Genomic DNA, 19660 nt, shown 5'->3' on the forward strand with positions numbered 1-19660 from the left:
GGCCCTTCCCGGCGAAACCCGCCGGGAAGGGCCCCTTCTCCATACGCGTCAGGCCTCCTGGGCCTCTTCCTTGAGCTTGTCCATGTCGATGTCGCGCGCCTGCTGGATGAGGTCTTCCAGCGTCTTCTCCGGGAGCGCGCCCGGCTGCGCGTAGATGACCGTCTTGTCGCGGATCACCGCGAGCGTGGGGATCGAACGCACGTCGAAGGCCGCGGCCAGCTGCTGCTCGGCCTCGGTGTCGACGCTCGCGAAGACGATGTCGTCATGGTTGCCCGACACCTTCTCGTAAGTCGGTGCGAACTGGCGGCACGGCATGCACCAGCCGGCCCAGAAGTCGATGATCACGAAGTCGTTCTCCGACACGACCTGGTCGAAGTTGGCGGCGGTCAGCTCCACAGTGCTCATGCCCCGCGTAACGAATCGGGTGGGACGCGCATTCCCGCGAGTGCGCGTAGCGTCTCGGATGGAGCAGCCCACGTTTCGCAGGAGGCGCACATGGCCGACGGGGACATCCTCAGCCGGATCGACGAGCTGGTCAGCGAGGAGCACGAGCTCCGTTCGCGGGCGATCGGCACCGGGCTGAGCTCGGACGATCGGTCCAGGCTCGCGAGTGTGGAACAGCAGCTGGACCAGTGCTGGGACCTGCTGCGGCATCGGCGGGCGCGCGTGGAGTTCGACGAAGACCCGGACCAGGCAACGGCGCGGCCGATCTCCGAGGTGGAGTCTTACCGGCAGTAGGTCTTTCTCGCGCTCTGGCCGACGCCTCGCGCGCGTGCAATGAAGGGGCCTTTCATAGCAAATTTCGCCATGAAAGCGTCCTTCATCTCACGCGCGGGCGGGGGCGCCGGAGGTGGCTGGGTACCGTGAGCAGCGGACCCGGAGCGGCTCAGGCGGGGCAGAGTGTCCCGTCGACCGGGATCTTCCCGTCGATCAGGAAGGCTCGCGTCGCGTCCGCGACACACGGCGAGAGGCTCAGCGCGCCGTGCCCGGCACCCTGCCAGGTGATCGTCACCGCGCTCGGCATCTGGTCGGCCGCTCGGCCGGTGCCCTGCTCCGGCGTGACCGGGTCGGTCGCGGTGCCCGCGACGAGCATCGGCGGGGCGCCCGGCGCTCCCGCGGGCGGGAGCGGTTCGCGGCGTACGGGCCACGGGCTGCACCAGGCCAGCTGTTGCGCGGCGAAGACACCGAACTGCGGGTACTTGTCGCGCAGGGTCGTGGTCGCGCGCGTGAGTTCCTCGGCCGAGAGCCGGGTCGCGCTGTCGTTGCATTTGGTCGCGAGCGTGCCGTCCAGCCGCGAAGGCCGCGCCTTGGTGTCCTTCAGCACGGGCTCGGCGAACGCGGCCAGCGGCGTGACGTCGCCGGTCTGCGCGGTCTTGAGCGCCTCGGCGAGTTCCACCCAGCGCGAGCGCTGCGCGAGCCCGGAGTAGATGGCGTACAGCGCGATCCCCGGGGTGATCTGCTCGCCGTCGGTGGTCGTCGCGGACGCCGACCGGAGCCGGTCCGCGACGGCGGTCACGGCCGAGCCGGCGTCGCCGATCGGGCAGCCCCTCGCGATGCAGTCGGCGCCGAACGCGTCGAGGGTCGCCTGCGCGCTCGCGGCGACGCCTTCCTGCGTGGCGGCCGCGTCGGGGGCGGGGTCGGGCAGCCCGTCGAGCATGACCCGGCCGACCTGGGCGGGGAACCGTACGGCGTATTCGGCGAGGACCTTCGAACCGTCGCCGCGGCCCAGCGCGTGCAGCTTGTCCAGCCCCAGTTGCTCGCGGAGTTCTTCGAGGTCGCCCGCCGCCCGCCAGCTGTCCATCGCGACCTGCGAGTCGTCCAGTTCGATGGCGCACTGCTGTCCCGCCCGGCGTGCCGCGTCGACGACGCCTTCGAGGTCGGGGGCGGCCGGATCGGCGCCGAGCAGGTCGGTGCGGATCTCCGCCGGGATGCACTGCACCGGCATGGACGTCCCCGTCCCGCGCCGGTCCACGCCGATCAGCGAGAACTTCTGCAGGAACTCGGGCGGCAGCGTCGCGGCCAGCCGCGCGGCGTACAGCGACCCCGGCTCGCCGTCGACGTCGTTGACCACGACGAGCGGGATCGGCCCGCCCCCGGTCTTGACCACCGAAAGCCGCGAGAGCCCGCGACCCGGCAGGTCCGGCGCGTCGAGCGTGGTGGGCACCCTGGCGCAGGAGAACTTCAGTGTGTCCGGCACGGAAGGCCGGCCCAGCCGTTGCCGGGTCGCTTCGTCGCAGTCCTCCCATTTGATCGACGGCGACCGCGGTTCGGCGAGCGGCGGCAGCGGCACCTGCTGGGCCGTCGTCGGGCCGCCGGGATTCGGCTTGCCGTCGTTGTCGATCACCGCCGGCCGCACCGACGGCCCGGCCGTGCAGCCCGCGAGCACGGCCGTCACCACGGTGGTCATCAGGAACAGCCGTGGCCTGCGGCGGACGGTGCTGGCGGGGCGCACGGGCTGGTCCTCACTTTCCGGGCATGACAAAAGCTCGGGGTGAGCTTCGCAGGTCGAGTGTTTGACCTCGGTTAGCGGGTGCGTTTCACCTCGCCGCGGAACACCGCGTCCAGGTCGTAGCGGGCGACCTCCTCGAGCTGGGCATAGGTGCAGGAGGACGGCTCGCGGTCGGGGCGCCAGCGTTTGAACTGCGCGGTGTGCCGGAACCGCGACGGAAATCCGGCCTCCGTGTGCTCGTAGCCGACCTCGACCACCTTCTCCAGCTTCAGCGGCACCCACGGGGCTTCCTTGGCCTTCCACCGGGTGATCCCGCCGGGGATCCGCTGGTTCTCGCGCACGTTGTCGCCCAGCCAGGGGTGATCGGTCCCGTCGGTGATCAGCGGTGCCAGCTCTTCGGCCAGCTCACGCCGCCGGGTGACCGGGAACGACCCGACGACACCGGGGTGGTGCAGCACGCCGTCGTCGTCGTAGAGCCCGAGCAGGAACGAGCCGACCATCTCGCCCGGTTCGCCGTCGACGTGCCAGCGCAGCCCGGCGAGCACGCAGTCGGCGGTGCGCGAGTGCTTGTACTTCAGCAGCACCCGTTTGCCGGGCGTGTACGGCTCGTCGAGCGGCTTGCCGATGACACCGTCGAGCCCCGCGCCCTCGAACAGCGCGAACCAGTGCCGCGCGATCGCCGGATCCGAAGTGGCCGGAGTCAGATGGACGCCGTCGGAGGCCAGTTTCTCCAGCCGCTCCCGCCGCGTCGACGTCGGTTCGTCCAGAAAGGACTCGTCGCCCAGCGCCAGCAGGTCGAAGGCGACGAACTCCGCCGGGGTCTGCTCCGCCAGCAGCTTGATACGGCTTTCGGCGGGGTGGACCCGGTCGGTGAGCGCGTCGAAGTCCAGCTTCCCGTCCCTGGCGACGACCAGTTCGCCGTCCAGCACGATCCGCTCGGGCAGTGCCGCCTTCAACCGCTCGACGACCTCGGGAAAGTACCGGTTGAGCGGCTTCTCCGACCGCGACTGCAAGGTCAGCTCGTCACCGTCGCGGAACACCAGGCAGCGGTACCCGTCCCATTTCGGCTCGAACAGCAGCCCGCCGGAATCGGGGATCGCCTTCGCCGGTTTGGCGAGCATCGGTTTGACCGGCGGAGTCAGGGGAAGCGACATGACGGCCATTCTTGCCACAAGTAGCCGGTCAGCGCACCCGCTGCGGTGCTGCCGTGTCGAGTTCGATCCGGACGGCCGTCGGCAGCACTTCCACCCCGAGCGACTCCCGCGCGCGGGCCAGCACCGTGCTGTCGAGCTGCTCCCAGACCCGTTTCAGGTCGGTGCCCTCGGCGAGCCAGAGCGTGATCCGCAACGCCGGATTCTCCTTGTCGCCGACCGCGCGGACCCGGGCGCGCCCGACCCCGTCCACCGTCTCCGCGTCGGCGCGGACGGCCTCGGAGATGGCCGAGGAGGTCACCACGAGGTCGTCGTCGAGTTCGAGGTCCGGACGGCCTTCCGGGCGCAGCGACCGGAAGAACCACCACAGCCCCAGCCACAGCAGGAGAACGCCGAGCACGATCGCGCCGATCCGGGAGGCGAGCGCGTGCCGCGACAGCCAGTCGAGGGCGATCGGGTCCACGAGCGGCCGTCCGGCGCGGTGTGCGCCGAGCCAGCCCGCGCCGACCACGAGCACCGCCGCCCCGCCGAGCAGCGCGAGGAGTCCGATGAGGACGGTCAGGGTCCGTTCCGTGCCGGTGGACCGGCCGAGTGCCTTGGCGGAGACCGAACGGGTCATCGGCGGTCCTTCGGGGAGTCGACGACGACCGAGACCTTCGGCCGCCGCACCAACGGGACGTCGTCGAGCAGACCGGAGACCGTCTCCAGCAGCCGCGGCCGCAGCTCGCCTTCGGTTTCCAGCCTGCTCGTCGCGCGGACGCGGATCTTCTTGGCGGTGGCCGTGACCTTCGCGCCCGCGACGTTGTCCTGCGCGCGCACGGTCACCCCGACCAGCCTCGCCAGGGAACGCGGTGATGTGGTCACACTGACCTCGCTCGCCGGATCGGTCAGCCGGATGGCACGCCGCCCGGCCGAGGCCGCCGCCAGGATCAGCAACAGCCCCACGACCGCGACGGCGATCGCGAGATACCGGACCGGGGAAGCGTTCCAGGACTGCTCCGCGAGCCTGTCGCGCCAGTCGTCCCACGGGAGGAACAGCGGGCCCCGCCCCGGCCGCCACCAGCCCCAGCCGACCTCCAGTGCCAGCAGGACCCCGGAGGCGGCCAGCGCCAGCCCGATCAGGGCCGACAGCAGGCGGACGATCAAACGCATACCGGTTGCTCCTTCTAACGGACGCGGGGCGCGATGTCGGGCAGGAGCGCGGAGACCGTCACCGAGATGTCCCGCACCTGGTACGAAGTGATCCGCTCGACCTCCTCGGTGACCCTGGCGCGCAGGTCGCCGACGATCCGCCGCACCGGCGCCGGATAGTTCAGCGCCACGTCGAGCACGAGGTCGACGTCGTTGCCCTCACCGCCGACCTTCGCGCTCGCGCCGTGTGTCCCGAGCCCGAGCCCGGCGATGCGCCGCTCCGCGCGCGTGGTCCCGTCGACCTGGTCCGCGGCGTGCTGCGCGATCTTGCGGACCACGGACGGCGAGATGGTGAGGGTGCCGCGATCCTCGGGTTCGGGCGGGACGGTCATTTGTCGCGGCCCCGGCCGAACAGGTCGCCGAGGTCGAGTTCGCCGTCGAGCACGCGGCCGAGGACGAGGCCGATGACGCCGACGGCCAGCGTCACCAGGAACGCGGTGAAGCCCTGGGTCGCGGCGAGGCCGAGGATGAGGCCGGCGAGCAGGCCGGTCTGGGTCCCGTTCATCACTCGACCCGCGAGGTCTCGGTCTCGCCGCCGTTCTCGTCGGGCAGGTGGATGTCGTTGACCGCGATGTTGACCTCGATCACCTCGAGGCCGGTGATCTGCTCGACCTGGCCGATCACGTTGCGGCGCACCGCCCGCGCGACGTCGACGATGCGGGCGCCGTACTCGACGACCACGTCGAGGTCGATGGCCGCCTGCTTCTCGCCGACCTCGACCGAGACGCCGGACGTGGTGACCGTGCCGGAACCGGGAATGCGCTCGCGGATCGCGCCGAAGGCCCGCGAGACCCCGCCGCCCAGCGCGTGGATCCCGGTCACCTCGCGGGTGGCGAGACCCGCCACCTTCTGAACCACGACCGACGAGATCGTGGTCTTGCCGGCGGCTCCTTCCTCGTTGAGGGACGCCCCCGCCACGGGGGTGTCGGGCTTGCTCGCGCTCGGCTGCGCCATGAAGTTCGCTCCTTCTCGGCCTGTGCCGCGCGACCTGCGCGCGCGACGGTCTCTACGCTCTCACCGACCAGGACACGCGCGCATGCCGAGCCGTCACGCGATGTCCCCCGGATGGGGTAATCAGTTCCGGGATGGTCGTGAGTGGACCTTCGGGGTCGCGGCACCGAACTCACGGCTTCGTTCCGGGATTCAGTCCGGGTGGACGTCGACGACGTGGACGTTGATCGTCGGCGGGGCGGACCCGAGCTGACCGGTCAGAGCCGCGCTGACCCGGTGGCGCAACAGGTCCGCGACGGCCGCTTCGACACCGAACCGGATCGTCACCAGCACCTGGAGCACGTCCTCTTCGAACGCGACGGCGGCGACGTGCACTCCGCCGAGCTCCCGGCCGATTTCGGCGGCGAGGTTCCTGGTCATCAGTACCAGCGCCCGTTCCGACACCTGGGTCTTGCCGCCCGACGAGGGCAGATCGAGCGGGGCGGTGGTGTGCTTGCCGCGGACGCCGCCGACCGAGCGGAGCACCCGTTCGACCAGTCCCGGCGGCGTCGGCACCGGACGGCTCGCGGCGGCGCGCACCTGCTGCCACCGGGGGTCGTCGCGCGGATCGTCGCTCATCACCGTTCCCCGGGTCGGAAGTTGTCGCCGAGTTTCGCCAGCAGCGCCACCCTCGCGCGGTGCAGGCGGGCACGCAGGGCGGGCACGCTGACTTCGAGCACCTCGGCCACCTCGTCGTAGGTCAACCCTTCGAATTCTCGCAGAATCAGCGGGATCCGCTGGCCGACGTCCAGTTCGGCGATCGCGCGCAGCACCGTGCCGACCTGCTCGGCGCGCACCACGTGACCCTCCGGACCAGGCACGACGCCCGCGTCGCCCTCGTCGAGCGGCACGGTCGGCTTCCGGCGCCGGACCGCGCCGAGCGCGCCGTTCGTCGTCACCCGGTAGAGCCAGGTCGACACCGCGGATTCGAACCGGAAGCCGGGCAGCGCCCGCCACGCGGAGAGCCAGGCCTCCTGTACGACGTCCTCGGCCTCGGACGAGCTGCCGGTGATCCGCAGCGCCACCCGGTACATCCTGGCCGTGTGCCGCCGGACCAAGGTGTCGAACGCACCGTGGTCCCCGGCGGCGGCCAGTGCCACCAGTTCCTCGTCCGGAACCGGCGCGGCCTCGCTCACCCGCCCTCCCGTCGGCGATAGCGCAGCATGGTGAAGCCGTCTTCGACGAGCACGGACGCGAGAGCCATCCGCCGCGGTTCCGGGGCCGGACGGCCGCGCGCGATCCGGCTCTCGCCCGCTCCCGCCAGCAGCGGGGCGACGGTGAGGCACAGCTGGTCGACGAGGTCGGCGGTGATCAGGTCGGCGAACAGCGCCGGACCGCCCTCGCAGTCGACACGGCGCAGGCCGCGCTCGCCCAGCAGCGCGAGCGCCCGGTGGAGGTCGACGTCGGCGGTCCCCGCGACGAGCACGACGGCACCCGCGCGCTCCAACTCGGCGCGAGGCGCCTTCTCGGTGGTGATGACGATCGGCGGGACCTTGGTGTCGGTGAACAACGGGCCCTCGGGGTCGAGATCACCGGAACGGGTCACCACCGCGATCGGCGGGACCTCGGACAGACCGAGCGCGACCCGGCGGGCGGCGCGTTCGGGAGTGACGCGCGCGCCGCGATAGCCCTCGGCGCGCGCCGTGCCCGCACCGACCAGGATCACGTCGGAGAGCAGCCGTCCCATCAGGAAGATCCGCTTGTCGGCGGGGTGGGAAAGCCCCTCGGACAGCTCGTCGACCGCCGCCGCGCCGTCCGCGGAGCTGACGAAGTTGACCTGGACCCAGGGACGGTTCAGGTCTTCCGGATACCCATAGAGCCGTTCGAGGTCGGTGTCGGAGACGGGTTCCGCCGGTGTCGTTGGCCACAGAAGCTGCACACGAACATCCCAGCACGCGCCCGATGGCACCGCTGAGCGGGGGATACGCCCGGTCAGGGAGGGTGAACCCGCCAGGCCGGTGCCGTTACGCTCGGCGAATGCCCGCCCGCCTGATCGATCGCCGTCCGGAGCTGTCCGCCGACGAGCTGATCACCGCGCTCGTCCCGCCGCCGAGGTTCGACGCGGTCCGGTTCTCCACGTACGTGCCCAACCCGGACGAGCCGAGCCAGGCCGAAGCCGTCGTCACCTGTGGCGCGTTCGCGAAGCGCGTGGCGGAAGCGTCGAGCCGGAAGCCGAAGTCGAAGCTGCGCGCGTTCTTCGGCGGCGGGGACGAGGTGCCGTCCGGGCCGATGGGGCTCTACCTCGACGGCGGTTTCGGCGTGGGCAAGACACACCTGCTCGCCTCGACCTGGCACGAGACGCCGTCGCCCAAGGCGTACGGGACGTTCGTGGAGCTGACCCACCTCGTCGGCGCGCTGGGTTTCGCCGAGGCGGTGCGGCGGCTGTCCGAACACCGGTTCCTGGCGATCGACGAGTTCGAGCTCGACGACCCCGGTGACACCATGCTCGTCACACGGTTGCTGCAGGAGCTGATCTCGGCGGGCGTGTTCGTGGCGGCGACGTCCAACACGCTGCCGGACAAACTCGGCGAGGGCCGGTTCGCCGCCGCGGACTTCCTGCGCGAGATCCAGTCGCTGTCCGCCCGGTTCGGCGTCTGCCGCGTCGACGGCCCGGACTACCGGCACCGCGGCCTGCCGGACGCGCCGCCGCCCGCGAGCCCCGAGGAGCTGGAAGCCTCCGCCGCCACGCACCCTGAGTCCACTGTGGACGATTTCGACGCGTTGTGCGAACACCTGGGCGGCCTGCACCCTTCGCGCTACGGCAGGCTTCTCGACGGCGTGGCCCGGGTGCACCTGCGCGATATCCACCCGGTGCCCGACCAGAACGTCGGACTGCGCCTGGTCGCCTTCGCCGACCGGCTCTACGACCGCGCGATCCCGCTGGTGGTCTCGGGTGAGCCGGTGCCGGAGCTGTTCACCGAGGAGATGGTGAACGGCGGCTACCGCAAGAAGTACCTGCGCGCCGTCAGCCGTCTGACGGCACTGGCTCGCGACGCCGTGCAGCCCAGCTGAGCAGCACCCACGTCGCGCACACGGTCGCGACGGCGAACAGCGTGCCGCCCACGACGTCGGTCAGGTAGTGGTAGCCGAGGCCGAGCATGCCGATCGTGACTCCGCAGAGCACCACGGCGCTCACCGTCGCCATGACCACCGTCGCGACGCCGGGGCGGGCGAGCAGGACGAGCACCGTCAGCACCGCGACCAGCGCGACGGTGTGCCCGCTGGGGTAGGCGAGGTAGGTGTACTTCCAGCGGTCGAAGAGCGGTTTGAGCACCCATGTGTTCGCGAGGATCGCGATGAGCGGGCCGACGATGGTCAGCGCCGCTTCGAGCCTGCGCCGTCCGATCAGGCAGAGGACGGCGGCGAGGACCGCGACCGGGATCAGGACGTAGGCCTCGGTCGGCAGCACCAGGAGCCGCAGAAGGGCGGTGTCGGGACCGAAGGACCGCTCCACCCACCTGACGGCGAGCTCGTCGGGAACGGAAGGGCCGTCGCCGGAGACCAGCAAACCGAGGACGACCATGATCGCGGCACAAGTCACCGCGACCGGCCCGTACGGCCCTCTTCCGCTCATCCGGCGAGATTACGTGACGGGTGATCAGTCACCATGCAGGGACGGCTCGCGAGGACGAAGGGGGCTTTCGATGCGGATCAGTGTGGTCGGTGGCGGCGTGATCGGGCTCAGCTGCGCGTACCGGCTGGCCGGGGCCGGGCACGACGTCACGGTGGTCACCGACGCCGGACCGGGGGAGACCACGTCGGCGGTCGCCGGTGGCGTGCTCTTCCCGCCGCTGGCGGCGAACTCCGACCGCGTCGATCGCTGGACCGCGACGAGCGTCGAGGAGTACCGCGTCCTCGGCGCGCCAGGGGTCCGCATGGTCCGGGGAACGTACCTCGTCCCGCGCGAGGCGCCGCTGCCTTCGTGGGCGTTGTCGATGCCCGGCCTCGACCACGAACCCGGACGGCTCACCTTCACGACCGCACTGGTCGACACCCCGGTGTACCTCAACTGGCTCGCCGGCCAGGTCGCCGCGCTGGGCGTGCGTACCGAATACCGCACCGTCACGAGGCTGGACGACCTCGACGCGGACCTCGTCGTCAACGCCGCCGGGCTCGGTGGCGGGCGGCTCGCGGGGGACGGAACCGTGGTGCCGGTCGGCGGCCAGGTCGTCCATCTCGCCGACCCGGGGCTGACCGAATGGATCGTCGACGGGGCCACTCCGGTGCTGCGGCACGTGATCCCGCACGGACGGCACGTCGTCTGCGGCGGCACGCAGGAGCCGGGGCGCGACTCCGTCGAGCCGGATCCCGGGGTGACCGCCGACATCGTGCGGCGGTGCCGGGAACTCGTGCCCGCGCTGGCCGACGCGCCCGTGCTGGGGGCGAAGGTGGGCCTGCGGCCGTTCCGGCCCGAGGTGCGGCTGGACCGGGACGGCCGGGTCGTGCACTGTTACGGGCACGGGGGTGCGGGGATCACGGTCGCCTGGGGCTGCGCCGACGACGTCCTGGCCCTGGTGTGAGCGCTCCGCATTCAGAGGACTAAATGCGTGGGGTCAGAGGGCGGCGAAGGCGGCGAAGTCCGCTTCGGTCTGATCCGCGTACCGCACCGCGTAGGCCCCGATGGCCTCGTCGAGGTCTTCGTCGTCCTCGAAGTAGCCCGCCAGCATCCGCGGATGCAGTGATCGCGCGTGCGCCCGCGCGAGCAACGCGCCGGCGAGCCGGCCGTAGTCGTCGAGGTGGTCCTTCTTCAGCTCCGCCGGATCGATGTCGCCCTTGAGATTCCGGAACTGCCGCACGATGTACGGCACGCCGTCGATGGTCGTCCAGCCGAGCAGGATGTCCGTCTCGGCCTGCACGAGCCGCGCGCCCTCGACGATCCGCCGCCCCTCGTGCTCCGGGGCCGGCAGGCCGAGGAACGGCGCGAGCGCCGACGGGATGGCCTGCTTCACCTGCAGGACAAGGTCTTCGCCGGAGTTCCCGTGCAGCAGGGCCACGTAGCTGCGCAGCCCGACACTGCCGGTGCCGACCACCCGGAAAGCCACATCGGACACCCGGTACCGTGAGATCAGCGTCCGCCGGGACTCGCGCAGCGTGTCCACATAGGACACCAATCCGGTCACGACGGCTTCGGCGGTCGCGTCGTCGACGTGCGTGAGCACCGGTGGGTCTTCGACGAACCGGTGCCGTTCGAGGCCGGTCTCGTGGTCGTCGATGCGCCTGGTCCACTTCGCCGTGACCTTGGCGCTGGTGTTCTTCCGCGCCTTCTCGGCCGCTTCCTCGAAGTCGTCGATCAGGTCGTGCGCCTTGACCTTGCTCAGCACCGACGCGTCCGGCAACGCGTTCCACGACCGGAGGAACGGCAGCTCCGCCAGCCCCCGGATGGTGCGCCGGTACGACTTAACCGCGTCTTCGGCGGCTTCGCGGCAGCCCGATTCGCCGATGCCGCCTTCGCGCCCGGCCAGGACGAGACTCGCGGCGAGCCGTTTGAGATCCCACTCCCACGGGCCCGGCACCGATTCGTCGAAGTCGTTGATGTCCATGACGATCTGGCCTTCGGGCGTGCCGTACAGCCCGAAGTTCGCGGCGTGCGCGTCGCCGCAGAGCTGCGCCGTCAACCCGGACGACGGCGAGCCGGCCAGATCGGCGGCCATCAGCCCGGCGGCACCGCGATAGAAGGTGAACGGCGACGCGAGCATGCGCTCGCGCCGCAGTTCCACCAGTTCCGGCAGGCGGCCTTCGTTGGTGCGCGCGAAGAACTCCGCCACGCTGGGCCGCCCTTCGCCCGCCGCCGCGTGGTCGTGCGCGGACGAGGGCGCCTCGTCCCGCAGTGCCTTACCCCTCGCGAACCAGTCCTCCGGCGACACCGACTCGGTGCCGACCAGCGGCCGCTCCACCCACTCCCGCTTGTCTCCCATGGACAGGCAACGTACAGCCCGTCCGAAAGGTTCACCGGGTCTTGACGACCTCCGTGATGGCGTCGATACCGCGGTCGAGCTCCTCGCGGCTGATCACCAGCGGCGGCGCGATCCGCAGCGTGTGGTCGTGCGTCTCCTTGCACAGGACGCCGCGTTCGGCCAGCGCGGTGGACGCCTCGCGGCCGGTCGGCCCGCCGGGCGCGATGTCGATCCCCGCCCAGAGCCCGCGCCCGCGGACCTCGGCGAGCCCGTTCCCGACCAGTTCGCCGAGCCGCGAGTGCAGGTGGGCGCCCAGTTCCCGCGAACGCTCCTGGAACTCCCCGGTCTTCAGCAGCCCGACCACGGCCCGCCCGATCGCGCAGGCGACCGGATTCCCGCCGAAGGTGGAGCCGTGTTCACCCGGCCGCAGCACGCCGAGCACGTCCTTGCCGCCGACCACGGCAGACACCGGCATGATCCCGCCGCCGAGCGCCTTGCCCAAGGTGTAGACGTCGGCACGGACGCCTTCGTGGTCGAGCGCGAGGACGGTGCCGGTGCGGGCGAGACCGGACTGGATCTCGTCGGCGATCAGCAGGACGTTGTGCTCGTCGCACAGCCGGCGGGCCTCGGCGAAGTAGCCGGCGGGCGGGACGATCACGCCGGCCTCGCCCTGCACCGGCTCCAGCAGGATCGCGGCGGTGCGCTCGGTGATGGCGTCGCGCAGCGCTTCGGCGTCGCCGTACTTGACGGTGACGAAGCCCGGGGTGAACGGGCCGAAGTCGGCGCGCGCGGTCTCGTCGGTGGAGAAGGACACGATGGTCGTCGTGCGGCCGTGAAAGTTCGAGCCTGCGACGACGATCTCCGCCTGCCCGTCGGGGACGCCCTTGACCCGGTACGCCCACTTCCTGGCGATCTTCACCGCCGACTCGACGGCTTCCGCGCCGGAGTTCATCGGCAGGGTCATCTCGGTGCCGGTCAGCTCGGCGAGCTCCTTGCAGAACAGCCCGAGCTGGTCGTGATGGAAGGCGCGCGAGGTCAGCGTCACCCGGCCGAACTGCTCGATCGCGGCGGCGATGAGCCCGGGGTGGCGGTGCCCGAAGTTCAGCGCGGAGTAGCCGGAGAGGAAGTCGAGGTAGGTCTTGCCCTCGACGTCGGTGACCGAGGCTCCTTCGGCGGTGGCGATCACCACCGGGAGCGGGTGGTAGTTGTGCGTGCTCCACTGCTCGTCGAGCGCGATGAAGTCGGCGGTCGTCATGCGTTCAGGTTAGATGTCCATCCGGCCGCTTTCATCCGGGAAACGTTGCTTTGACCCGTTGTTCATTGCGTATCGACTCCTTCGGGTGGCGAAATCGTGCATCGGCGTACTTGATCACCGGAGGCGCGGTGTCCGGAGCGCGGTTATCGTCGCCGGATGGCGAAAAAGGACACCGTCTCCGTCCGGGACACGCTGAGGATCGGCAAGGGCGCCGAGCGGCACCATCCCGGCTCGTTCCCGATCGGGCCGACCAAGAAGCCCGAGGGGCTCAAGGACCTCGCCGACGCCGGAGGCAGGCTCGCCGAGCTGCAGGAGGCCCTGTACGCGGAGGGCGTCGGCGGGGGAAACCGGAGCCTCCTGCTGGTCCTGCAGGGGATGGACACCTCGGGAAAGGGCGGCACCGTGGGCCACGTCCTCGGTCTCGTCAACCCGATGGGCGTGCGGTACGCCGGGTTCAAGAAGCCGACCGCGACCGAGCGGCGCCACCACTACCTGTGGCGGATCCGCAAACAGCTCCCCGTGCCGGGGCAGGTCGGCGTCTTCGACCGCTCCCACTACGAGGACATCCTGGTCCCGCGCGTGCAGAAGCTGGTGCCCGCGGCGGAGTGGCGCAAGCGCTACGCCGAGATCAACGCGTTCGAGAAGGAGCTGACCGACGCCGGCACGACGATCGTGAAGGTCTTCCTCGACATCTCGCCGGAGGAGCAGCTGAAGCGCCTCAAGGCGAGGCTGGAGAATCCGGCGAAGTGGTGGAAGTACAACCCCGCGGACCTCGACGCGCGCGCCCAGTGGAACGACTACCAGAAGGCCTACGCCGACATCTTCGCCAAGACCTCCCCGGCGGCCGCGCCCTGGTACGCCGTCCCGGCCGACCGCAAGTGGTACCGCAACTGGCTGGTCGCGCGGCTGCTGATCGAGACGATCGAGGAGATGGACCCGAAGTTCCCGCCCGCCGACTTCGATCCCGAGACGGAGCTGAAGAAGCTGGAAGGCGTTGGCGTCTCCGGTTGATCGTCTGAGAGAGTGCGGGACGTGACCGACAACAGCCTCGAAGATCTCCCGTTCCTCCGCCGTCAGGCCCGCACCCAGCGCTTCACCCTCGGCGCGCCGAAAGAGTTCAAGGTCTCCCCGGACGGCGCCCGCATCCTGTTCCTGCGGTCCGAGTCCGGCACCGACCCTCGGCACAGCCTGTGGTCGTTCGACGTCGCGTCGGGCGAGGAGACGAAGCTGGTCGACGCCGCCGAGCTGCTGCCCGGTGAAGAAGACCTGCCGCCGGAAGAGCGTGCCCGTCGCGAGCGCAGCCGGGAGACCGGCGGCGGTGTGGTCGGCTACGCGGTCGACGACGCCTTCACCGTCGCCGCGTTCTCGCTCTCGGGCAAGCTCCACACCCTCGACCTGGCCACCGGTGAGGTGTCGGTGCTGGTCGACGGTTCGGTCGTCGACCCGCGGCCCAGCCCGGACGGCACGCACGTCGCCTACGTCCGCGACCGCCGCCTGCGGGTGATCGACCGGGTCACCGGTGAAGACCGGCTGCTCGGCGGTGAAGACAGCGAAGCGGGCGACGACATCGCCTGGGGGCTCGCGGAGTTCATCGCGGCCGAGGAGATGGGCCGCACGCGCGGGTACTGGTGGTCGCCGGACGGGAAGAGCCTGCTGGTCGAGCGGTCCGACCGGGCCGCCGTGCCGCGCTGGACGATCGCCGATCCGGCGAACCCGCAGTCGGCGGCGAACGTCGTCGCGTATCCGGCGGCGGGCACCACGAACGCGGACGTGACACTGGCGATCCTCGGCCTCGACGGCTCCCGCGTCGACATCGAGAAGACCGATTGGGAGTACCTGGCCGCGGTGCACTGGTCCGCCTCGGGCAAGCCGCTGCTGTCCGTGCAGTCGCGTGACCAGCGGAAGCTGGAGATCCAGGCGGTCGACCCGGCGACCGGCGCGGTCGAGGTGCTGCACACCGAGACCGACGAGCACTGGGTCGAGCTCGCCGCGGGCGTCCCGGCGTGGACGACCGACGGCCGCCTGGTCCGCGAGAGCGCCGCCGACGGTGACCACCGGCTGGTCGTCGACGGGGTCGCGGCCACCCCGCCGGGACTGCAGGTGCGCTCGATCCTGCACGTCGGCGACGAGGTGCTGTTCAGCGCCTCGGAGGCCGATCCGACGCAGATCCACGTCTTTCGCACGGAAGGCGGCGAGCTCCGCCGTCTGTCCACTGAGGACGGTGTGCACGTCGGCTCCGGGAACGCTTCGCTGACCGTGCTCTCGTCCTGGACGCTGGAGCGCAGCGGCCCGGTGGTGACCGTCGTGTCCGGCGAGAAGACGGTGGCACGCATCGGTTCCTTCACCGTCGACCCCGACGTCGTGCCGAATGTGACCTGGCTGACGCTGGGGGAGCGGGGCCTGCGCGCCGCGCTGGTGCTGCCGACCGGGTACGAGGAGAGCGAAGGCAAGCTCCCGGTGCTGCTCGACCCGTACGGCGGCCCGCACGCCCAGCGTGTCCTGCAGACCCGCAACGCCTTCCTGACCCCGCAGTGGCTCGCGGACCAGGGCTTCGCGGTGCTGGTCGCCGACGGGCGCGGGACCCCCGGCCGGGGTGCGGCCTGGGAAAAGGAGATCGCCGGAAAACTCGCCGATGTCACCCTCGCCGACCAGGTCGACGCCCTGCACGCGGCGGCCGCGCTCCATCCGGAACTCGATCTGGAACGGGTCGCGATCCGCGGCTGGTCCTACGGCGGCTATCTCTCCGCGCTGGCCGTGCTGCGGCGCCCCGACGTCTTCCACGCCGGGGTCGCGGGCGCCCCGGTGACCGACTGGTCGCTGTACGACACGCACTACACCGAGCGTTACCTCGGGCTTCCGCGGGAGGAAACCGCTTCGTACGAGCACAACTCGCTGATCGCCGGCGCCGGCGACCTCTCGCGGGCACTGCTGATCGTGCACGGGCTGGCCGACGACAACGTTTTCGTCGCCCACTCGTTGCGCCTGTCGTCGGCCCTGCTGGCCAAGGGACGCGCGCACGTGTTCCTGCCGCTGGCCGGCGCGACGCATATGACGCCGCAAGCCGAAGAGGTCGCGGAGAACCTGATGCGCACGCAGGTGGACTGGATCGTGCGTGAGCTGTCCGGTGCCGCGGTCAAGAGCGAGGAGAACGCATGAAACGGTGGGGCATCACCATTCCGCTGACCGGGGTGCCGCTCGCGGCGCACGAGGAGATGGTGCGGGAGCTGCCGGATCTCGGCTACACCGACGCGTGGTCGGCCGAGACGGCGGGCCACGACGCCTTCACGCCGTTGGTGCTGGCCTCGCAGTGGGCGCCGCAGCTTCGGCTCGGCACCGCGATCGTGCCGGTGTACACACGCGGACCCGGGCTGCTGGCGATGAGCGCGGCGACCGTCGCGGAACTGGCGCCCGGCCGGTTCGTGCTCGGCATCGGCGCGTCGTCGCCGGTGATCGTGAAGAACTGGAACGCCGCCGAGTTCGAAGTGCCGTTCGCGCGTTCGCGGGACACACTGCGCTTCCTGCGGTCGGCGCTGGCGGGGGAGAAGGTCACCGAGGAGTACGAGTCGTTCTCCGTCAGCAAGTTCCGGCTGGAGCGGCCCGCCGACCCGCCGCCGTCGATCATGCTCGCCGCGCTGCGGCCGGGGATGCTGCGGTTGGCCGCGAAGGAGGCGGACGGTGCCATCACCAACTGGCTCGCCGCCTCCGACGTGCCGAAGGTGCGGGCCGAGATCGGTCAGGACACCGAACTGGCCGCGCGGATCTTCGTCTGCCCCACCGAGGACAAGGCCGCCGCGCGCGGGCTCGGCCGGATGCTCATCTCGAGCTACCTGACCGTGCCGGTGTACGCGGCATTCCACGAATGGCTCGGCCGCGGCGACGCGCTCGCGCCGATGCACGAGGCGTGGGCCGCGGGCGACCGGCAGAAGGCGAACCAGGTCATCCCGGACGAGGTCGTCGACGACCTGATCGTCCACGGCAGCCTCGATTCCTGCCGCGAGCAGGTGCAGTCCTATGTGGACAACGGGCTGACGACGCCGATCATCGCGCTGCTGCCGACGGGGGAGGACCCGTTCACGCACGTGCGTGGGCTGGCTCCCCGCTGACAACCTCGTGAGTGGCGTTTCGGGTTCTATTGAGGGGTAAGGCAAACGTGTCGGGTGCGATGGGCGGTCCGCTCATGGCCGCCTTCGATCGTGTCGCGAAAGCCACGTCGACGGCGTAGCGAAGGCCTCCTTCCCTACCTTCAGGGTAGGCAAGGAGGCCTTCACCACCCTTACCACTCACGAGCCCCTATGCCTTCCCGAACATCTCCTCGTACCTGGACACCATCATGTGCGACCCCTTGATCTCCGAAGTGGTCGCCGCGTCCAGGATCCCGACCTTCTCGGCGTAGGTCGCGCCCCCGGAAGGCCCGAGCGGCAACGAGATCATCGGCCCGCCCGGCGTATGCGCGCGCAGCTCGCCGCCTTCGATCAGCGCCCGGATGTTGGCCACGACGACCTCGGCGTGGTCACCGGCCACCTTCGCCAGCTTCCCCTCCGGCAGCGCGGTGATGTCGCCGAGCGCGAACACGCCGGGCTGTCCCGGTAGACGCAGTTCGGGAGTCACCTCCACCTGCCCGTTCGCCTGCCGCGCGGCGGCCAGTTCGCCGTCGAGGTACGCGGTGTGCGGCGCGCCGCCGTAGCATTGGAACCACAGGTCGGCGGTCACCTCGCCGCCGCCGCTGAGCCCCGAGGTGAACGTCTTGGCCTGCCCGGGTTCCGAGACCGGTGGCTCGGTCAGCGAGGTGCCGAGCAGGAGTTCGACGCCCAGTCCGTCGAGCTGGCGGCGGATCTCCGCGCGGAAGTCCTCCGGGAAACCGGGCAAGATCTCCTTCGCCGGATCGACGATCGTCACGGCCTTCTCCGGCCACACCGCCTTGATCTCGCCCGCCAGTTCGAGGCCCACCGGGCCCGCGCCGAGCAGCAGCACCTTCTCCGCGCCCGCGAGTTCCTCCCGGGTGGCACGGATCTTCGCCTTCGCCGAAGCGCTGTCGTGGAAATCGATCTTCGCCGGGAACGGGTACGCCGAACCGGTCGCCAGTACGACGTAGTCCGGCGTGAGCCGTTCACCCGAAGCGAGCGTGACGCCGTCCTCGTCCACGCGCACCGCGCGGTCGCGGAGCACCCGTCCCCGCTCGAGAAGCCGGGCGTACGGGTAGAAGAGCCGATCCGTCCACTCGGGATCGACGAGTCCCCGCAAGGCGGCGACGTGGTGGACGAAGTCTTCGCGCGGCTCGACGAGCACGACGTCGGTGAACGAGTCCAGCTCCTTGGCGACGGTCGTGCCGCCGTATCCCCCGCCGATGACGGCCACGGTCGTGGTCATGAGATCCCCTAGTTCGTAGTACGGAATGTTGGTACTACGAACTACAGTAGTTCGTACTCCGAACGATCGTCAAGTAGACTGCGCTCATGACCACGGCCGAAGACCTCGGATTCGCGACGGCGCTGGTGCGGCTCTCGCATCTGGTGCAGCGGGCTTTCATCGACGTCGGCCGGTCGCACGACCTCACGCCGCAGCAGGCTCAGCTGCTCTGCGTGCTGGCGCAGGGGGAGGCGGGCGTCGGGATGACCGACCTGGGCAAGATGCTGAACCTGGAGAAGTCCAGCGTCACCGGCCTGGTGGACCGTGTGCAGCGGCGCGCGCTCGTCGAGCGGGTCGCGGATTCCTGCGATCGCCGCGCGCTGAAGATCACGCTGACGGAAGAGGGACTCCGGCTCGCGAACGCCGCCCACGAAGGCGTCGTCGAAAAGCTGGAGGAGATGGCGGCGGACCTCCCGGCCGAACAGCGTGAGGCGATCGCGGCCGCGGCGTGGCGGATGGCGCCCGAAGACTGATTCAGTGCCAGATCGCGACGGCGAGCAGCAGCCCGGCCGCCGCGGCGCCGATCCCGGCGGCCATCGTGGCGACGGCGTTCACCACGGCGCGTGCTCGCGTCTTCTCGGTGAACAGGCGCAGGGTTTCGTACCCGAACGTCGAAAACGTGGAGAGCCCGCCGCAGAACCCGACGGCCAGCAGCGAGCGGACGCCGTCCGGCTGGCCGCCGTGCAGTGCCCAGCCGGTCAGGACGCCGAGGAGCGACGAGCCCGCGATGTTGACCGCCAGCGTGCCCCATGGGAAGGCGGCGCCCCGCCACGCGCGCAGCCGGAGATCGGTCAGGAAACGGACGATCGCACCGAAACCGCCGCCGAGCGCGACGAAGAAGAGGGTCATTTCTTCACCACACGGGTGATCTCGTGCCCGGCGTAGACGGCTACCAGTGCCGCGGCCACCGTTCCGAACGCGTAGGCCAACCCGGTGAACGGGCGCCCGGTCGTCACGAGATCGAGTGTGTCCGTCGCGTAGGTCGAAAACGTCGTGTAACCGCCCAGGATCCCGACCCCGAGGAACGGCCGGAGCAACCTGTGCGGATCGGCCGTGGCGGTCAGCGACGCCATCAGGACGCCGATCAGCAGGCAGCCGGAAACGTTGGTGGCAAAGGTGGAAAACGCGAACTGACCCCGGGGATGGGGGATCGCGACCGACAGTCCGTAGCGGGCGAGGCTGCCCAGCGCGCCACCGGCGCCTACGGCCGCGAGCACGTCCCAGCGCGGGCGGGGGACGGATGCCGGATCAGCCATGGATGGCAGCTTAGAACCGCTGTCCGGGTGAACCGGCGCCACGGTGTCGAAGATCGCTCGCTAGGCCG

General features: G+C 70.7%; 24 protein-coding genes. 7 read left to right on the forward strand and 17 right to left on the reverse strand.

Going from position 1 to position 19660, the window contains the following annotated elements; translation table 11 throughout:
• Positions 1-48 precede the first annotated feature (48 nt).
• The gene (locus tag AC069H_RS23095; RefSeq protein WP_020637318.1) at positions 49-405 is read right to left on the reverse strand and encodes a thioredoxin family protein; all 357 of its coding nucleotides are present in this window, start codon (positions 403-405) and stop codon (positions 49-51) included.
• Between the two features lie 90 nt (positions 406-495).
• Here AC069H_RS23095 and AC069H_RS23100 point away from each other — a divergent pair, with 90 nt between their 5' ends.
• Positions 496-738 carry a DUF2630 family protein gene (locus AC069H_RS23100; protein ID WP_478233781.1) on the forward strand — a complete coding sequence of 81 codons (243 nt, stop codon included), beginning with the start codon at positions 496-498 and terminating at the stop codon, positions 736-738.
• Positions 739-886: 148 nt separating this feature from the next.
• On the opposite strand, the gene AC069H_RS23105 is transcribed toward AC069H_RS23100, so the two are convergent.
• The 10 genes from AC069H_RS23105 to AC069H_RS23150 form a co-directional block, all read right to left on the reverse strand.
• Positions 887-2452, reverse strand: a complete 1566-nt coding sequence (locus AC069H_RS23105; RefSeq protein WP_478233782.1) for an alpha/beta hydrolase — start codon at positions 2450-2452, stop codon at positions 887-889.
• Positions 2453-2523: 71 nt separating this feature from the next.
• Positions 2524-3603: an ATP-dependent DNA ligase gene (locus AC069H_RS23110; protein ID WP_478233783.1), complete on the reverse strand. Its 1080-nt coding sequence runs from the start codon at positions 3601-3603 to the stop codon at positions 2524-2526.
• A gap of 28 nt (positions 3604-3631) precedes the next feature.
• A complete protein-coding gene (gene amaP / locus AC069H_RS23115; protein WP_478227875.1) occupies positions 3632-4219 on the reverse strand; it encodes an alkaline shock response membrane anchor protein AmaP in 588 nt (195 codons plus the stop codon).
• A complete protein-coding gene (locus AC069H_RS23120; protein ID WP_478233784.1) occupies positions 4216-4752 on the reverse strand; it encodes a DUF6286 domain-containing protein in 537 nt (178 codons plus the stop codon). Before AC069H_RS23120 ends, amaP begins: the two co-directional genes overlap by 4 nt.
• 14 nt (positions 4753-4766) lie before the next feature.
• Complete coding sequence (locus tag AC069H_RS23125; RefSeq protein WP_478227877.1) at positions 4767-5123, reverse strand: Asp23/Gls24 family envelope stress response protein; 357 nt, start codon at positions 5121-5123, stop codon at positions 4767-4769.
• A complete protein-coding gene (locus tag AC069H_RS23130) occupies positions 5120-5296 on the reverse strand; it encodes a hypothetical protein (protein WP_005157087.1) in 177 nt (58 codons plus the stop codon). The genes AC069H_RS23125 and AC069H_RS23130 overlap by 4 nt, the downstream gene beginning before the upstream one ends.
• Positions 5296-5745 carry an Asp23/Gls24 family envelope stress response protein gene (locus tag AC069H_RS23135; protein WP_125675157.1) on the reverse strand — a complete coding sequence of 150 codons (450 nt, stop codon included), beginning with the start codon at positions 5743-5745 and terminating at the stop codon, positions 5296-5298. The genes AC069H_RS23130 and AC069H_RS23135 overlap by 1 nt, the downstream gene beginning before the upstream one ends.
• A 189-nt stretch (positions 5746-5934) precedes the next feature.
• Complete coding sequence (locus AC069H_RS23140; RefSeq protein WP_478233785.1) at positions 5935-6360, reverse strand: hypothetical protein; 426 nt, start codon at positions 6358-6360, stop codon at positions 5935-5937.
• Positions 6360-6917, reverse strand: a complete 558-nt coding sequence (locus tag AC069H_RS23145; protein ID WP_478233786.1) for an RNA polymerase sigma factor — start codon at positions 6915-6917, stop codon at positions 6360-6362. Before AC069H_RS23145 ends, AC069H_RS23140 begins: the two co-directional genes overlap by 1 nt.
• Entirely contained in the window at positions 6914-7660 is a 747-nt protein-coding gene (locus AC069H_RS23150) for a pyrimidine reductase family protein (protein ID WP_478233787.1), read from the reverse strand. Before AC069H_RS23150 ends, AC069H_RS23145 begins: the two co-directional genes overlap by 4 nt.
• Positions 7661-7758: 98 nt before the next feature.
• Here AC069H_RS23150 and zapE point away from each other — a divergent pair, with 98 nt between their 5' ends.
• The gene (gene zapE, locus AC069H_RS23155) at positions 7759-8793 is read left to right on the forward strand and encodes a cell division protein ZapE (RefSeq protein WP_478227879.1); all 1035 of its coding nucleotides are present in this window, start codon (positions 7759-7761) and stop codon (positions 8791-8793) included.
• On the opposite strand, the gene AC069H_RS23160 is transcribed toward zapE, so the two are convergent.
• Positions 8747-9355, reverse strand: a complete 609-nt coding sequence (locus tag AC069H_RS23160; protein ID WP_478233788.1) for a phosphatase PAP2 family protein — start codon at positions 9353-9355, stop codon at positions 8747-8749. The two genes, zapE and AC069H_RS23160, sit on opposite strands and share 47 nt — an antisense overlap.
• 70 nt (positions 9356-9425) lie before the next feature.
• On the opposite strand from AC069H_RS23160, the gene AC069H_RS23165 reads away from it, so the two are divergent.
• Positions 9426-10301 carry an FAD-dependent oxidoreductase gene (locus AC069H_RS23165; protein WP_478233789.1) on the forward strand — a complete coding sequence of 292 codons (876 nt, stop codon included), beginning with the start codon at positions 9426-9428 and terminating at the stop codon, positions 10299-10301.
• A gap of 33 nt (positions 10302-10334) precedes the next feature.
• Here AC069H_RS23165 and AC069H_RS23170 read toward each other — a convergent pair whose 3' ends face one another.
• Both AC069H_RS23170 and rocD read right to left on the reverse strand, forming a co-directional pair.
• The gene (locus AC069H_RS23170; RefSeq protein WP_478233790.1) at positions 10335-11696 is read right to left on the reverse strand and encodes a DUF2252 domain-containing protein; all 1362 of its coding nucleotides are present in this window, start codon (positions 11694-11696) and stop codon (positions 10335-10337) included.
• A 31-nt stretch (positions 11697-11727) separates the two neighbouring features.
• A complete protein-coding gene (gene rocD, locus AC069H_RS23175) occupies positions 11728-12930 on the reverse strand; it encodes an ornithine--oxo-acid transaminase (RefSeq protein ID WP_034318170.1) in 1203 nt (400 codons plus the stop codon).
• A 156-nt stretch (positions 12931-13086) separates the two neighbouring features.
• Here rocD and AC069H_RS23180 point away from each other — a divergent pair, with 156 nt between their 5' ends.
• Genes AC069H_RS23180 through AC069H_RS23190 form a run of 3 tightly spaced genes read left to right on the forward strand, consistent with a single transcriptional unit; the run spans position 13087 to position 17033 of the window.
• Complete coding sequence (locus tag AC069H_RS23180) at positions 13087-13941, forward strand: PPK2 family polyphosphate kinase (protein ID WP_478227884.1); 855 nt, start codon at positions 13087-13089, stop codon at positions 13939-13941.
• Between the two features lie 21 nt (positions 13942-13962).
• Positions 13963-16086 (forward strand): S9 family peptidase, encoded by a 2124-nt coding sequence (locus tag AC069H_RS23185; RefSeq protein ID WP_478233791.1) that lies wholly within the window; start codon positions 13963-13965, stop codon positions 16084-16086.
• On the forward strand, positions 16083-17033 hold the full coding sequence (locus AC069H_RS23190) for an LLM class F420-dependent oxidoreductase (protein WP_478233792.1): 951 nt from the start codon (positions 16083-16085) through the stop codon (positions 17031-17033). Before AC069H_RS23185 ends, AC069H_RS23190 begins: the two co-directional genes overlap by 4 nt.
• 187 nt (positions 17034-17220) lie before the next feature.
• Here the strand turns inward: AC069H_RS23190 and AC069H_RS23195 are convergent, their stop codons facing one another.
• Complete coding sequence (locus AC069H_RS23195) at positions 17221-18297, reverse strand: NAD(P)/FAD-dependent oxidoreductase (RefSeq protein WP_478233793.1); 1077 nt, start codon at positions 18295-18297, stop codon at positions 17221-17223.
• An 86-nt stretch (positions 18298-18383) separates the two neighbouring features.
• Here AC069H_RS23195 and AC069H_RS23200 point away from each other — a divergent pair, with 86 nt between their 5' ends.
• On the forward strand, positions 18384-18809 hold the full coding sequence (locus AC069H_RS23200; protein ID WP_478227888.1) for a MarR family winged helix-turn-helix transcriptional regulator: 426 nt from the start codon (positions 18384-18386) through the stop codon (positions 18807-18809).
• Between the two features lies 1 nt (position 18810).
• On the opposite strand, the gene crcB (AC069H_RS23205) is transcribed toward AC069H_RS23200, so the two are convergent.
• Both crcB (AC069H_RS23205) and crcB (AC069H_RS23210) read right to left on the reverse strand, forming a co-directional pair.
• Positions 18811-19185, reverse strand: coding sequence for a fluoride efflux transporter CrcB (gene crcB / locus AC069H_RS23205; protein WP_478227889.1), 375 nt, complete (start codon positions 19183-19185; stop codon positions 18811-18813).
• Positions 19182-19592: a fluoride efflux transporter CrcB gene (gene crcB, locus AC069H_RS23210; protein ID WP_478233794.1), complete on the reverse strand. Its 411-nt coding sequence runs from the start codon at positions 19590-19592 to the stop codon at positions 19182-19184. Before crcB (AC069H_RS23210) ends, crcB (AC069H_RS23205) begins: the two co-directional genes overlap by 4 nt.
• Between the last annotated feature and the right edge of the window lie 68 nt (positions 19593-19660).

This window comes from Amycolatopsis sp. NPDC043887 (assembly GCF_056435665.1).

What these genes read in the sequence shown, in the direction of transcription:
- AC069H_RS23095 (WP_020637318.1), bottom strand. Translation starts at nt 405, where the DNA reads ATGAGCACTGTGGAGCTGACCGCCGCCAACTTCGACCAGGTCGTGTCG.
- AC069H_RS23100 (WP_478233781.1), top strand. Translation starts at nt 496, where the DNA reads ATGGCCGACGGGGACATCCTCAGCCGGATCGACGAGCTGGTCAGCGAG.
- AC069H_RS23110 (WP_478233783.1), bottom strand. Translation starts at nt 3,603, where the DNA reads ATGTCGCTTCCCCTGACTCCGCCGGTCAAACCGATGCTCGCCAAACCG.
- amaP (WP_478227875.1), bottom strand. Translation starts at nt 4,219, where the DNA reads ATGACCCGTTCGGTCTCCGCCAAGGCACTCGGCCGGTCCACCGGCACG.
- AC069H_RS23120 (WP_478233784.1), bottom strand. Translation starts at nt 4,752, where the DNA reads ATGCGTTTGATCGTCCGCCTGCTGTCGGCCCTGATCGGGCTGGCGCTG.
- AC069H_RS23125 (WP_478227877.1), bottom strand. Translation starts at nt 5,123, where the DNA reads ATGACCGTCCCGCCCGAACCCGAGGATCGCGGCACCCTCACCATCTCG.
- AC069H_RS23130 (WP_005157087.1), bottom strand. Translation starts at nt 5,296, where the DNA reads ATGAACGGGACCCAGACCGGCCTGCTCGCCGGCCTCATCCTCGGCCTC.
- AC069H_RS23135 (WP_125675157.1), bottom strand. Translation starts at nt 5,745, where the DNA reads ATGGCGCAGCCGAGCGCGAGCAAGCCCGACACCCCCGTGGCGGGGGCG.
- AC069H_RS23140 (WP_478233785.1), bottom strand. Translation starts at nt 6,360, where the DNA reads ATGAGCGACGATCCGCGCGACGACCCCCGGTGGCAGCAGGTGCGCGCC.
- zapE (WP_478227879.1), top strand. Translation starts at nt 7,759, where the DNA reads ATGCCCGCCCGCCTGATCGATCGCCGTCCGGAGCTGTCCGCCGACGAG.
- AC069H_RS23160 (WP_478233788.1), bottom strand. Translation starts at nt 9,355, where the DNA reads ATGAGCGGAAGAGGGCCGTACGGGCCGGTCGCGGTGACTTGTGCCGCG.
- AC069H_RS23165 (WP_478233789.1), top strand. Translation starts at nt 9,426, where the DNA reads ATGCGGATCAGTGTGGTCGGTGGCGGCGTGATCGGGCTCAGCTGCGCG.
- AC069H_RS23170 (WP_478233790.1), bottom strand. Translation starts at nt 11,696, where the DNA reads ATGGGAGACAAGCGGGAGTGGGTGGAGCGGCCGCTGGTCGGCACCGAG.
- rocD (WP_034318170.1), bottom strand. Translation starts at nt 12,930, where the DNA reads ATGACGACCGCCGACTTCATCGCGCTCGACGAGCAGTGGAGCACGCAC.
- AC069H_RS23180 (WP_478227884.1), top strand. Translation starts at nt 13,087, where the DNA reads ATGGCGAAAAAGGACACCGTCTCCGTCCGGGACACGCTGAGGATCGGC.
- AC069H_RS23190 (WP_478233792.1), top strand. Translation starts at nt 16,083, where the DNA reads ATGAAACGGTGGGGCATCACCATTCCGCTGACCGGGGTGCCGCTCGCG.
- AC069H_RS23195 (WP_478233793.1), bottom strand. Translation starts at nt 18,297, where the DNA reads ATGACCACGACCGTGGCCGTCATCGGCGGGGGATACGGCGGCACGACC.
- AC069H_RS23200 (WP_478227888.1), top strand. Translation starts at nt 18,384, where the DNA reads ATGACCACGGCCGAAGACCTCGGATTCGCGACGGCGCTGGTGCGGCTC.
- crcB (WP_478227889.1), bottom strand. Translation starts at nt 19,185, where the DNA reads ATGACCCTCTTCTTCGTCGCGCTCGGCGGCGGTTTCGGTGCGATCGTC.
- crcB (WP_478233794.1), bottom strand. Translation starts at nt 19,592, where the DNA reads ATGGCTGATCCGGCATCCGTCCCCCGCCCGCGCTGGGACGTGCTCGCG.